This is a genomic window from Streptomyces sp. NK08204, from assembly GCF_020400585.1.
GTDB lineage: Bacteria > Actinomycetota > Actinomycetes > Streptomycetales > Streptomycetaceae > Streptomyces.
In genome coordinates this window covers 118,544-131,239 of record NZ_JAINVF010000020.1, presented here as the reverse complement: position 1 = coordinate 131,239, position 12,696 = coordinate 118,544, and the positions used below count along the sequence as shown (strand labels likewise).

Genomic DNA, 12,696 nt, shown 5'->3' with positions numbered 1-12,696 from the left:
CCCCCCACCCTCCTCCCCCCCCCCCCCCCCCTTCCCCCGCCGCCCCTGCCGGTCCTGCTTGCCCTGCCTGCCCTGCCGGTCCTGCTTGCCCCCCCGGCCCCGCTTGCCCTGCCTGCCCCCTCTGCCCCGCCCGGCTCAGCCGCTCCCCCAACTCGCTGACGCACTCCGCCAGTGCTTCCGGCCCGCGTACCTCGAACTCGTACCCCACCATCGCCAGCCGTACCGCCAGCCATTCCACCGGGTCCCCGCTGGTCCCACGCAGTACGCACCCGCCCCGCTCGTCCTGCTCCGGCTCGCCGACCCACGCCGGCAGCCGTGTGGCCACCGCCTCCACCGGTCCGGCGAACCGCACCTCGAACGTGTACGTCTCCTGCCGCTGCCGGATCGACCGCCGTAGGTACTCGGCCGCACTGCCCTCCGGCAACTCCCGCGGCGCGAACCGGACGCCGGTGGCGAACGGCTCGCTCACCCGGTCCACGCGGAACGTCCGCCAGTCGGCCCGGTCGAGGTCGTACGCGACCAGGTACCAGCGCCGCCCCGTGGACACCAGCCGGTGCGGCTCGGTCAGACGGCGGGACTCGCCGCCCTCCTTGTCCCGGTAGGCGAACCGCAGCCGCTCGTGCCCCGCCACCGCCGACGCCATCACGGTCAGCGTCTCCGGCGCGATGCTCGCCCCGTCCCCGCTGGTCAGCTGTGTGGTCGCGGCCTGCAGGGTGGACACCCGACGCCGCAGCCGGGTGGGCAGCACCTGCTCCAGCTTCGCCAGGGCCCGTAGAGAGGCCTCGTCGACGCCCTCCACCGCGTGCCCGGCCCCGGCCCGCAGCCCGACCGCGATCGCGACCGCCTCCTCGTCGTCCAGCACCAGCGGCGGCATCGCCTTGCCCGCCACCAGCCGGTACCCGCCGTCGGAGCCCTTGCTGGCCTGCACCGGATAGCCCAGCTCACGCAGCCGGTCGATGTCCCGCCGCACGGTGCGCCGGGACACCCCCAGCCGCTCGGCCAGCTCGCCGCCGGGCCACTCGCGCGGGGTCTGCAGCAGGGAGAGCAACTGGAGGAGCCGGGCCGGTGTGTCCGTCGTCATGACTACGAGCATGGCCCACCATTAGGACATGATCTGGCCTAATGGCCCCCTAGGTTTGTCCGCATGACCTCCGCAGAACAGAGCCTCAGCACCCCGCAGGGGCCGGACAGCGCTTTGCAGGACACCGGCGACCGCCGCCGGTGGTTCGCCCTCGCGATCGTGATGACCGCGGCCTTCATGGACCTGGTCGACGTCACGATCGTCAACATCGCCATCCCGTCGATCCAGAAGGAGGCGGGTGCCTCCCTCAGCCAGATCCAGTGGATAACCGCCGGCTACGCGCTGGCCTTCGCCGCCGGCCTGATCACCGGCGGTCGGCTCGGCGACATCCACGGGCGCAGGCGGCTGTTCCTCATCGGTATCGGCGGCTTCACCCTCGCCTCCGCCCTGTGCGGCTTCGCCGCGAACCCGGAGATGCTGGTCGCCTCCCGGCTCCTGCAGGGCGGCATGGCGGCGATGATGGTGCCCCAGGTGCTCTCGATCGTGCACGCCACCTTCCCGGCCCACGAACGCGGCAAGGTCTTCGGCCTGTTCGGCGCGATCGTCGGCCTGGGCGCCGTCTCCGGTCCGCTGCTCGGCGCGCTGCTGACGGAGTGGAACCTGTTCGGCCTGCACTGGCGGCCCATCTTCCTCATCAACCTGCCGGTCGGTGTCGTCGCCTGGCTGCTCGGCCGCCGCTTCATCACCGAGTCCAGGGCCCCGAAGGCGCTGAAGCTGGACCTCGTCGGCGTCGCCCTGGTGGTGCTCGGCCTGCTGATGCTGCTCTACCCGCTCACCCGGGGCCGTGAGCTGGGCTGGCCGCTGTGGGGCTACGTCTCGATGGCCGGCTCGCTCGTCGTCTTCGCGGCCCTGGTGGGGTACGAGCGGTACAAGGCGGCGAAGGACGGCTCCCCGCTGGTCGAACTGTCGCTGTTCCGCGTGAAGAGCTTCGCCGCCGGCATCGCCGTGCAGACCGTCTTCGGTGTCGCGCTCGGCATCTTCTTCCTGGTGTGGACGCTGTACATGCAGATCGGTCTCGGCTGGAGCCCGCTGCACGCCGGGCTGACCGGAGTGCCGTTCTCGATCGCCGTGTCCGTGGCGGCCGGGCTGTCGGTGCAGAAGCTCGTCCCGCGCTTCGGGCGCAAGGTGCTCCAGGCGGGCGCGTTGATCATGGTGGCGGGCATCCTGCTCTACCTCTGGGAGGCGCACCGCTACGGCCTCTCCCTCGCCTCCTGGCAGATGGCTCTCCCGCTGACCGTCATGGGCCTGGGCATGGGCCTGATCGTCGCCCCGCTGACCGACGCGGTGCTCTCGGAGGTGCCGCGCGAGCACGCCGGCTCGGCGTCCGGCCTGATCAACACCGTGCAGCAGATGGGCAACGCGCTCGGCCTCGGGCTGGTGTCGGTCGTCTTCTTCGGCGTGATCGACGACCGGCTCACCCCCGCCCAGGTGGGTCCCGCCTTCGCGCACGGCTTCCAGCACGCGCTGTGGTGGGTCGCCGCGGTCATGGGTGTGATCTTCCTGCTGATGTCCGCCCTGCCGAAGCGGCCGGCGCAGCATGTGGAGGGGGCCGAGCCGGACCTGCCCTCGGTGGAGAAGGAAACCGAACTCGTGGCGTGAACCGCGCCTCCCACCCCCGCGAAGGGCCCGGCCCGGTATCTGCCGGTGCCGGACCCTTCGCCCACCTGGTCGGGGGTCGCGTGCGGCGAGATCAGGACGGGACGTCCTCCTCGTGGCGGCTGACGGCTGCTCCGGCGACGGCTGCTCCGGCGACGGCTTTCCGCCGCGCCTCCGCCGCGCCTCCGCCGCGCCTCCGCGCCGTGGCCCACGGTGCCGCTGCCGTCCGGCTCCCGGGCAGTGTGATGCCGGCCCCGGCCGACCTCGACCGGCGGCGGTGCGGGTCACGGCCGAGATCCCGCTCGACCGCGCACTGGCGCCGTCGGCGTCATGAGCGCCCGCACCGGCTCCACCGGGACCCGCTCCAGCGGTGTGTACGGCGCCACGACCGGGTCCCGGTGGCGGCCTGCCGCCGGTCGCCTTCGGCCCCTTCTCCCTTTGCCTTGCTGTGAGTTGTTCACGGCACCTGCGAGATACGTCACGGTCCGGGGCAAAGTCCCGGGCCGTGGTGTGTACTGGGCGCATGTCTGAGCATGCCGCGACCCTCCAGCTGATCGGCGTGACCGTCCTCGCCGTGACGGCGGTCGCCTGGGCCGTCATCCTGACGAGTCTGCTGCGCCGCACCGGCGGCGTGCTCTCCGGCCGCCGCCCCGCCGCCCCGCTCCCGGCCCTCCCGCGGCAGAGCAGGGTCGGCCCCCCGCTGGAATCCGTCGAGCTGACCCCGGCGGAACGGGCCGCCTTCGCGGGCCTGGTACGACGACTCGGCCACCGCTGACCGAAGAAGCCAGCGTGCAGCGCTTCCACGGCGGCCCGCCGGCCCCGGCCCTGCTGACCCGGTCGGCCCGTGACCCTGCCTGCCCCGCTGACCCCTCAGCCCTGCTGATGCCCGGGCCCCGCCGACACCTGGTGCCCTGCTGACGCCTGGCCCCGCCGGCTTCTGTCAGCCCTGCCGTGCCGCGCGCCGTTCCATCGCGTCCCGGGCCGCTTCCTCCGAGGCGTACACCTCGCACATGTGCCGACCGTCGGGGGTCGCCGTGTGCTCGACCTCCCACAGGGTCATCTCCGAGCCGTCCGCCAGCAGGAACGCGTGCTCGTACAGTGCGAAGCTCAGCCCCGCCCGCCCGGTGCGCCCCGGCCGCCCGAAGGCCTGCGTGATCTGGTGCGCGGTCGCTGTCGCGAGGAGCGCCGCGGTTCTGGCGTCCGGCCGGTCGGGGTTCTCGGCCCGGCGCAGCAGCCGGCGCGCGTGGTCCGCCGAGTCGCCTGGGTCGTACACGTGCCGGGGCTCGGGTATCGCCCACAGCCGCATCGGCGTCGGCAGCTCGAACTCAGGCGTGTCCAGGGGCAGCCCGAGACGGGCTATGGCGGTGTGCAGCTCCTCCTCGTCGACGTACACCTCGTGCTGCGCCTCGCCGCCCGGGGCGGTGTTGTGCACCAGCTCCCACAGGGTGACCGCCGAGCCGTCGGCCAGCAGCCAGGTGTGCCGGTAGGTCTCCCGGTGCAGCCCGGCGCTGTGGTGCGCGGAGCGCAGCGAACTGTCGTGCACCAGAGCGCAGTCGAGCTGCCGTACCACCTCGTCGGGCAGCTCGAAGGAGTTCAGGGCACGGCCGAGGAGCCGCGCGAGGTGCTCCTCCGGAGACTCGGGCGACTCGGCTGGTTCGTACGCTGTCGTCTCGTACGGAACGCTCAAGGCATCTCCCGGCGTTGCTGCATGTCACCTAGTGGGTGCATACCGTAGCCCCTCGGGGGGACATCGTGTCCCGGAACCGAGAAAACGTGCGCCGGGAAAACGCGCGGGCCGCGCGGGAAGTTCCCGCACGGCCCTGCTTCCGTACCGAAACCGCCTGTCAGACGGCGCTTCCCGCGTTCCAGGCGCTCCAGGACATGTTCCAGCCGTTGAGCCCGTTGTCCGGGGCGACGGTCGTGTCGGGGGAGTTCTTCACGATCACGACGTCCCCGATGAGCGAGTTGTCGTAGAACCACTTCGCCGAGGTGTCGCCCTGTGCGCCCTGCACGTCCGCGAGACCGACGCACCCGTGGCTGGTGCCCTCCCGGCCGAAGGGCGGGTTGCCCTTTTTGTACCAGTAGTTGCCGTGGATGAACGTCCCGCTCGACGTCAGCCGCATCGCGTGCGGCACGTCCGAGATGTCGTACTCCCCGCCGAAGCCCACCGTCGATCCGTCCATACGGGTCTGCGTGAACTTCTCGGAGATCACCATCTGCCCGTTGTACGTGGTGTGCTGCGGGCTGCCCGCGGAGATGGGCACCGACTTGATCGTCTTGTCGTCCCGCACCACCGTCATGGTCTGCGTGCCGACGTCGACGGTGGAGACCTGCGAGCGCCCGATGGTGAAGGACACCGTCTTCTTCTGCACGCCGTAGACGCCGTTCGTGCCCTCGACCCCGTCCAGGTCGATCTTCATCGTGACCTTCGAGCCGGCCTTCCAGTAATCCTGCGGCCGGAAGTCCAGCCGCTGGTTCCCGAACCAGTGTCCGACCACCTGCTGGCCGCTGCTGGAGGCGACCGTGATGTGCGACTGCACGGCCTTCTTGTCGGTGATGGCCTTGTCGAAGGTGAACGACACCGGCATGCCGACGCCCACCGTGGTGCCGTCGTCCGGCGTGTAGGTCCCGATGAAGCTGTTCGCCGAGGAGACGGTGGTGAAGATGGAGTTGGCCGCCGCCGTGCGCCCGTCGGCGTCCTTCGCCGTCGCGTCTATCTCGTACTTCGTCCCGCGTTCCAGCTGCTGCTTCGGCTTCCAGCTGCCGCCGTCCGCCGATATCGCGCCGGGCACGGCCTGCCCGGACCCGGCCACGGTCATCTTCACCTGGGTCAGCCTGCCGCCGCTGACCTTCACCCCGGTCGCGTTGATGGACGCGCCCGTCGAACCGTCCTTGGCCGAGATCGCGATCTTCGCCGCCGAGGTCCTGGCGGACTCCTTGCCGCCCTTGCCGTCGTCGGTGGCGTTGGCGCTGCCGCCGCACGCGGTCAGGCTGAAGGCGCCGACCATCAGGGCGGCACAGGCCACCAGTGCGCGCCGCGCTGCAATGTCCGGCGTTGTCACGGGCTGCTCCCAGTTCTTGTGATGTGCGTGATCCGTTCCAGTGCGTGGAGAGAGAGGGCGCCGGGGCCCGGCAGGGTTCCCTCCGTTGCCGATCAACGCCATCACGTGACAGAACCGCGACAAAGCAGGGCGGCAGGAAGCTTGGCCCGGCTACCGTGCCGGCCGCGCTCCGTACAACTCCTCGTACGACGGCCACGCTCCACCCGGCCCGTCGACCGGCTCGGCGGCGCGTACGGCCCGGACGATCGCGCGCATCACGACGTCCGCGCCGGCCGCGAGGACGTCGTTGAACGACCTCGGCGCGGGGTCGAGGGCGTGCGTGCCGGTGGCCAGCGCGAACACCGTGTCCCCGTCGTGCAGCAGGTGCACCGGCCGCACGGCGCGGGCGATCCCGTCGTGGGCCGTGCCCGCCAGCTTCTGCGCCTGGGCCCGGGAGAGGTCCGCGTCGGTCGCGACCACCGCGAGCGTCGTGTTGAGGGGAGGCGGCGCGTTCTCGGCGGCGGCCTCGGCGAGCCGCCGGCGCGCGGCCTCGTGCACGCGCTCCTGCGGATACTCCACCCGCCCCTGGAAGAACTCCCCGTACAAGACGCCCGTTTCCGGGTCCAGCACCGCTCCGGCGGCGTTGGCGACCACCAGCGCGGCCACCGTGATCCCCGAGCCGAGCACCGTGCTCGCGGTCCCCACGCCGCCCTTGAGCTGCCCGGCCACAGCGCCCGTGCCGGCACCCACGCACCCCTCCGGCACCCGCGTGCCCAGCGCGCTCGCCGCCGCCGCCTCGACGGCCTCGCGTCCCGTCCCCGCGTCCGGGCGGGCTCGGAAGTCGCCGCCGCGCCCCAGGTCGAAGACGCACGCGGCGGGCACCACCGGCACGACGTGCGCCGGATCCCTCCCGACCCGCACCCCGCGCCCTTGCTCCTCCAGCCAGGCCATCACGCCGGACGCGGCGTCGAGCCCGTACGCGCTGCCTCCGGTCAGCACGAGCGCGTCGATCTTCTGCACCATGTTGCGAGGGTCGAGTGCGTCGGTCTCCTTGGTGCCGGGGCCGCCGCCGCGCACGTCCACGGCGGCGACCGCTCCGCCCTCGGGTGCCAGGACGACCGTGGTGCCGGTGAGCCACCCGTCCCCGCTGCGGGTGGCATGCCCCACCCGCAGCCCGGCGACGTCTGTCAGTGCGTCAACTGTCATGCGGGCAAGTCTGGCTCACCCCGGCGCCCCCCGAAGTGCCTCAACCGGCCGGTGCGGTGGCGCTCGCCGCGCGTTCGCGGGCGGCCATGCGCGCTGTCAGCGCCGTGCCGGCCGCCACCGCGGCGGCGGACGTCAGCCCGGCCGCGAGCACCGCCCACTCCCCGAGGAAGGTGCAGCACACGACCAGCACAGCCGCCACCGGCAGCACCGACTGCTGGGCGATGCCGACCTTGAAGTGCCGTGAGTGCAGGACCCACACGGTCAGCAGGTACAGAGCCGTCGGCACGGTCACCGCCGCCGAGGCGGACAGCGTCGAGAGGTGCGCCTTGCCGACCGCCTGTTCCACCGCGACCTCCAGACCCGCGCCGATCGCCGCGGCCGAGGCGAAGATCAGGTAGTGGCCGTAACCCCACAGGAACGCCTGACCGCTGGAGCGCAGGTGGCCGTGGATGGGCACCACGAAGTAGATCCACCACGCGGAGAAGACGATCAGCAGGCCGCCTGCCGCGATCGGCAGCAGTTCGCCCAGCGCCCCCTGCTCGTCCACGGCCGATTTCACGGCGGCCGTCGCCGCGGCGATCGTCTCGCCGAGCACGATGATCGTGAACAGGCCGTACCGCTCGGCGATGTGGTGCGGATGCCAGGACGTCGCGCAGTCCCGCTCGGCGAACACCGGCACGCTCAGCTCCGCGATCACCATCACGAGGAACACCCACGGCCGGGCGGGTACGGGCAGCAGGACCAGCCCGAGCCAGCCGACCTGGCACAGCAGCACCCCGCCCGCGTACCGCAGTGCCATGGTCCGCTCCGCGCCGGTGGCCGATCGCGCCGCTCTCAGCCACTGTGCGGCCATCGGCAGCCGCATGATCACATAGCCGAGCCAGATGATCAGGAAGTCGTGATGCGTGAAGGCCTGCGAGACACCGGCCGCCAGGACCAGGACACCGGCGATCTGGACCAGGGTGACGACCCGGTACAGCGTGTCGTCGTTGTCGTACGCCGAGGCGAACCAGGTGAAGTTCATCCAGGCCCACCAGATGGCGAAGAACAGCATCGCGTAGTTGAGGACCCCGGGCCCCGGGTGCCCCTCGGTCAGGGAGTGCACCAGTTGCCCGCCTGCCTGCGCGATCGCCACGACGAAACACAGGTCGAAGAAGAGCTCCAGCGGGGAGGAGACCCGGTGGGCCTCGTCGCGCCCGCGCGCGGTGAGCCGCCGCAGGAGCCCCGCGGAGTGGTGCGCCCCCGGTGAGCCGGGCGCCGGAGCGGAACTCGCCGTCATGCCCCCAGCACAGCAGAAAACGGCCCCGAAATCTTGTGAACGGATTCACAAGGGGACTGTCCGTGCGCGGGCCGTACCCTTGAGGCATGAGTGCCACGCACGCCCCCGAGCCGCGCGACCCGAAGGCCGCGCTGGTCTTCGACGACCCGCTGAACCAGCAGTCCTCGGACGACACCGACCGCGGGTGGGGCGAGCGCACGGACGGTGACAGCGCCGCCGAGCTGAGGCGCTTCCTGGACGAGAAGCCGCCCCACCACCTCTGAGCCGCCGGCACCGTCCGTGCCGCCGGCGCCGTCCGCGCCGGTCGTGCCGGTTGTGCCGGTTGTGCCGGTTGTGCCGGTTGTGCCGGTTGTTCCGTCCGCCGCAGCGTGGCTAGCCCATGGCTAGCCCGCGTCGCGCCCGGACCCGCGCTGCGCCAGCAGCGCGTCGCGGATCTCCTTGAGGACTTCCAGCTCGGTCACCTCGATGACCTCCTTCGTGCCCTCGCGCGCCGCCTTCTGGGCCGCCTGCCGGGCCAGGTACTTCGACATCGGCAGGACCATCAGGAAGTACACCACCGCCGCGGTGATCACGAAGGTGAGCGTGGCGCCGAGGACGGAGCCCCAAAGGATCGGCACGCCGCTCTTGACCGTGCCGTCCGCGCTCACCGAGCACGGGTCCTTCAGGCACGAGCTGTAGTGGTCCAGGTTCTGCGTGCCGATGGCGCCGACCAGCGGGTTGATGACCCCCTTCACCACCGAGTTCACGATGTTGGTGAAGGCGGCGCCGATGACCACCGCGACCGCCAGATCGACGACGTTTCCGCGCATGAGGAAGGCTTTGAAGCCTTGCCAGACGCTCGGTTCCTTCTTCGCGCTCACCTAGGGGACTCTCCTCGCGTGCACAGGGTGGGGAAGCAAACGCTCCGCAACCTACGGCACGGTGCGGCCATGGTGTCCAATCCCGACCATGGATCGAGGGACTGGATGGACAGCGAGCCGCCGAGAAGACGTGAAGACGTACGGACCCGTTCAGCACAGTGTCACCGCCAGCCGTGCCGTGGCGCTCGCCCCGACGAGCCGCGCCGCGGTCGCCCGCGGCACCGACAGGACGACCAGCGCCCCGCTCTCGGCGGCGCCCTCCAGGGGCTCCGGCAGTTCCGTCACCCGCACCCCGCGTGCGAGCACCCGGGCGCTGCCGCCGGTCTGCGGGTCCTGCGCCGCGATGACGTCGACCCGGTCGCCGGGTCGTAGCAGCCGGACGGTGGCGGCGTCGGCGATCCGCACGGGTGCCGTCACCAGGGCCGCCGCAGGGTGCCGGTGCACCGGCTGACCGGCCGGGCGTCCCTGGGCCCGCTCCGCGGGGTGCGGTTCCGCGGCGGTTCGCGGACCGGCCGCCACGAGCGCGGCGGCGGTCACGGCGAGACCGGCCGCGACGGCCCGCCGACGATGCCGCACGAGCCGTTGCAGCTGATACCGCCCGCCGCGCACGTGCACCGGAGCGAAGTGCGGGACCTCGCGGGTCGCGGGGGCGTCGGTGCCCAGCGGATGCGGCAGACGCAGGGGCGGCGGGAGAGGGGAGCGGGTGGAGGACGGGCGTGACGGCGGGGCCGGGGTCAGGTCCGGGTGCGTGGTCGGGTACGACGACGGGGGCAGAGTCAACGGAAATCACCGCCTGCGACGAGGAATTCGGCTTGCGCTGTCACGATGACGCCTCGCGCCGAATCCCGCCGGAGCCGGTGGACTCCCCGCCGATTGGGGACAACTCGGCCACCCGAACGAGGAATTCCGGCAGTTTCGCCGGGCAGGCCCCTAGGGCAGTGCGAAGCCCGGATCCATCCCGCCGAGCGCGTTCACGCACAGGCAGTCCCGCGTGCCGGTCTCCGGCAGCGCCGCCACCGCGTCGAACAGGACGCCCCGCAGCCGGTCCACGTTGGCCGCGAACACCCGCAGCACCTCCTCGTGCGAGACGCCCTCGCCGGTCTCGGCGCCGGCGTCGAGGTCGGTGACCAGGGTCAGGGACGTGTAGCACAGCTCCAGTTCCCGGGCGAGCACCGCCTCGGGATGCCCGGTCATGCCCACGACCGACCAGCCCTGCGCCTGGTGCCACAACGATTCGGCACGGGTGGAGAAGCGGGGCCCCTCGACGACGACCAGCGTGCCGCCGTCCACCGGCTCCCAGTCCTGTCCGCGGGCGGCCTTCAGCGCGGCTGCCCGCCCAGCGGGGCAGTAGGGGTCGGCCATCGACACGTGCACGACGTTCGGCATGGTGCCGTCGGGCAGCGGAAGCCCGTCGAAGTACGTCTGCTGCCGGGACTTCGTACGGTCGACCAGCTGGTCCGGCACGAGCAGCGTGCCCGGCCCGTACTCGGGGCGCAGGCCGCCCACGGCGCAGGGGCCGAGGATCTGGCGGGCCCCGACCGACCGGAGGGCCCAGAGGTTGGCGCGGTAGTTGATCCGGTGCGGCGGCAGGTGGTGTCCGCGGCCGTGCCGGGGCAGGAAGGCGACCCGCCGGCCGGCGATCTCACCGAGGAAGAGGGAGTCGCTGGGCGGGCCGTAGGGGGTCTCGACCTGGACCTCGGTCACGTCGTCCAGGAACGAGTAGAAACCCGATCCGCCGATTACGCCGATCTCTGCGTTCGCCATGTCGAGCACATTAGCTGGCGGTGCCAGGACGGGGCAGCCGGTGCCGGGGAAGGGCCCGGCGGCGGGGACGGAGCCCATGCCGGGGAGGGACGCCGAAGACCCTGCCGTCGTACGACGGCAGGGTCCCGGTGAGACTTCTCAGGCAGCGGAGCTGCTGGCGGAACCCGACGAGGACGCCGAGGACGACGAAGACGACGAAGAAGACGAAGAAGACGCCTTCGAGTCGGACGACGAGGAACCGGCCGGCTTCGACGCCGGGGTGCTGCTCGACGTGGAGCCGCGGGAGTCGTTGCGGTAGAAACCGGACCCCTTGAAGACGATGCCGACCGCGGAGAACACCTTCTTCAGGCGGCCCTGGCAGCTCGGGCACTCGGTCAGGGCGTCGTCGGTGAACTTCTGCACCGCCTCGAGGCCCTCGCCGCACTCGGTGCACTGGTACTGGTAGGTCGGCACTGTCTTCCTCCTGGCACTCTCACTCAATGAGTGCTAACGACGGTCCATAGTGACGCATTCCCCGGGATCAGTCCACCGTCACCGGGACGCGGTGACCGACGCCACGTGCGACGGCACGGTTCCGGGGCCGGGTGACCAGCAGCGACCGCAGCGCCAGCAGGATCGCCAGCGCGAGCACGGTGCCGGCCATCGGCACCAGGAACCCCGCGCCGTCCCAGAGCCGGTCCTCCAGCTGCCCGGCGACGGTGACGGCCGCCGCCTGGCCGAGGGCGACGGCGCCGGTCAGCCAGGTGAAGGCCTCGGTGCGGGCACCGGCCGGGACCAGGCCCTCGACCAGCGTGTAGCCGGTGATCAGCGCCGGTGCGATGCACATGCCGACCAGCAGGCCGAGAGCGGCCAGCAGCAGCACCGAGTGCGCCGTCCACAGCGCGGACGCGGCCAGCGCGAGCGCCGTGTAGCCGACGACCAGGCGCCGCTGCGGTGCGGCCTTCCAGGCGATCGCGCCGCACGCGACGCCGGAGAGCATGTTTCCCGCGGCGAAGACGCCGTACAGCACGCCGTTCAGGCCGGGCTCGCCGATCGACTCGGTGAATGCGGCCAGCGAGACCTGCATGCCGCCGAAGACCGAGCCGATGCCCAGGAAGGTCACGACCAGCACGCGCACACCCGGCACGCGCAGCGCGGAGGCGTGCTCCACGCGCGCGTGCCCGCTCTCGGCGCTCACCGGCGGCTGCGTGCTTCTCTGCGCGGCGAACAGCAGACCGCCGACGAGGGTCAGCGCGGCCTCCGTCACCAGCCCCGCGGCCGGGCTCACGGCGGTGCACAGCGCGGTCGCCAGCAGGGGGCCGAGGACGAAGGTCAGCTCGTCGGTGACGGACTCGAACGCCGCCGCGGTGGTCATCAGGGGCGAGCCCTGCAGCTTCATGCCCCAGCGGGCGCGCACCATGGGCCCGACCTGCGGCACCGAGGCGCCGGTCGGGACGGCCGCCGCGAACAGCGCCCACAGGGGCGCGTGGGCCAGAGCGAGCGCGGTCAGGGACAGCCCCGACACGGTGTGCACGAGGACGCCGGGGATCAGCACGGCGCGCTGGCCGTAACGGTCGGCGAGGCGACCGCTGTAGGGCGCGAACAGCGCCATGGAGACGCCGGTGGCCGCCGCCGCCGCGCCCGCGGCGCCGTAGGAGCCGGTGGTGTGCTGTACGAGCAGCACGATGGAGATGGTGAGCATCGCGAACGGCTGCCGCGCCGCGAAACCGGGGAGCAGGAACGTCCAGGCGCCGCGGGTGCGCAGCAGCTGTCCGTATCCCGGGCGGGGGGACGCCGGCGGGTTCTCCGCCGCATCGGTGGTGACCGTGGTCGCCACGGCCCGTGCCTTTCTGCCGCCTGGTAGCGCCACCCCTGTCGTGCGGGCGTGTC

The 12,696-nt window shown here is 72.1% G+C and carries 13 protein-coding genes; 3 read left to right on the top strand and 10 right to left on the bottom strand.

What is annotated here, in order from left to right; genetic code table 11:
- A partial coding sequence (locus K7G59_RS25825; protein WP_225838177.1) for a YafY family protein occupies positions 1–1,081 on the bottom strand: 1,081 nt, incomplete at its 3' end.
- Between the two features lie 63 nt (positions 1,082–1,144).
- Between K7G59_RS25825 and K7G59_RS25820 the strand changes: the two genes are divergently transcribed.
- The gene (locus K7G59_RS25820) at positions 1,145–2,680 is read left to right on the top strand and encodes an MFS transporter (RefSeq protein ID WP_374114280.1); all 1,536 of its coding nucleotides are present in this window, start codon (positions 1,145–1,147) and stop codon (positions 2,678–2,680) included.
- A gap of 520 nt (positions 2,681–3,200) precedes the next feature.
- Positions 3,201–3,452 (top strand): hypothetical protein, encoded by a 252-nt coding sequence (locus tag K7G59_RS25815; protein ID WP_225838175.1) that lies wholly within the window; start codon positions 3,201–3,203, stop codon positions 3,450–3,452.
- Between the two features lie 165 nt (positions 3,453–3,617).
- On the opposite strand, the gene K7G59_RS25810 is transcribed toward K7G59_RS25815, so the two are convergent.
- The 4 genes from K7G59_RS25810 to K7G59_RS25795 all read right to left on the bottom strand — a co-directional run bounded on the left by K7G59_RS25810 (position 3,618) and on the right by K7G59_RS25795 (position 8,203).
- Positions 3,618–4,364, bottom strand: coding sequence for a DUF6227 family protein (locus K7G59_RS25810; RefSeq protein ID WP_225838173.1), 747 nt, complete (start codon positions 4,362–4,364; stop codon positions 3,618–3,620).
- Positions 4,365–4,521: 157 nt separating this feature from the next.
- Entirely contained in the window at positions 4,522–5,739 is a 1,218-nt protein-coding gene (locus tag K7G59_RS25805; protein ID WP_225838171.1) for an Ig-like domain-containing protein, read from the bottom strand.
- 150 nt (positions 5,740–5,889) lie between these two features.
- Positions 5,890–6,924, bottom strand: a complete 1,035-nt coding sequence (locus K7G59_RS25800; protein ID WP_225838169.1) for a P1 family peptidase — start codon at positions 6,922–6,924, stop codon at positions 5,890–5,892.
- Positions 6,925–6,964: 40 nt separating this feature from the next.
- A complete protein-coding gene (locus K7G59_RS25795; protein ID WP_225838168.1) occupies positions 6,965–8,203 on the bottom strand; it encodes a low temperature requirement protein A in 1,239 nt (412 codons plus the stop codon).
- Between the two features lie 86 nt (positions 8,204–8,289).
- On the opposite strand from K7G59_RS25795, the gene K7G59_RS25790 reads away from it, so the two are divergent.
- Entirely contained in the window at positions 8,290–8,466 is a 177-nt protein-coding gene (locus tag K7G59_RS25790) for a hypothetical protein (protein ID WP_225838166.1), read from the top strand.
- Positions 8,467–8,586: 120 nt separating this feature from the next.
- On the opposite strand, the gene mscL is transcribed toward K7G59_RS25790, so the two are convergent.
- The 5 genes from mscL to K7G59_RS25765 form a co-directional block, all read right to left on the bottom strand.
- Positions 8,587–9,063: a large conductance mechanosensitive channel protein MscL gene (gene mscL, locus K7G59_RS25785; RefSeq protein ID WP_225838165.1), complete on the bottom strand. Its 477-nt coding sequence runs from the start codon at positions 9,061–9,063 to the stop codon at positions 8,587–8,589.
- Positions 9,064–9,213: 150 nt separating this feature from the next.
- On the bottom strand, positions 9,214–9,801 hold the full coding sequence (locus K7G59_RS25780; RefSeq protein WP_374114281.1) for a hypothetical protein: 588 nt from the start codon (positions 9,799–9,801) through the stop codon (positions 9,214–9,216).
- Between the two features lie 192 nt (positions 9,802–9,993).
- Positions 9,994–10,827, bottom strand: a complete 834-nt coding sequence (locus tag K7G59_RS25775; protein WP_225838163.1) for an S-methyl-5'-thioadenosine phosphorylase — start codon at positions 10,825–10,827, stop codon at positions 9,994–9,996.
- A 138-nt stretch (positions 10,828–10,965) separates the two neighbouring features.
- Entirely contained in the window at positions 10,966–11,280 is a 315-nt protein-coding gene (locus K7G59_RS25770; protein ID WP_225838161.1) for an FmdB family zinc ribbon protein, read from the bottom strand.
- 67 nt (positions 11,281–11,347) lie between these two features.
- Positions 11,348–12,643, bottom strand: coding sequence for an MFS transporter (locus K7G59_RS25765; protein WP_225838160.1), 1,296 nt, complete (start codon positions 12,641–12,643; stop codon positions 11,348–11,350).
- Between the last annotated feature and the right edge of the window lie 53 nt (positions 12,644–12,696).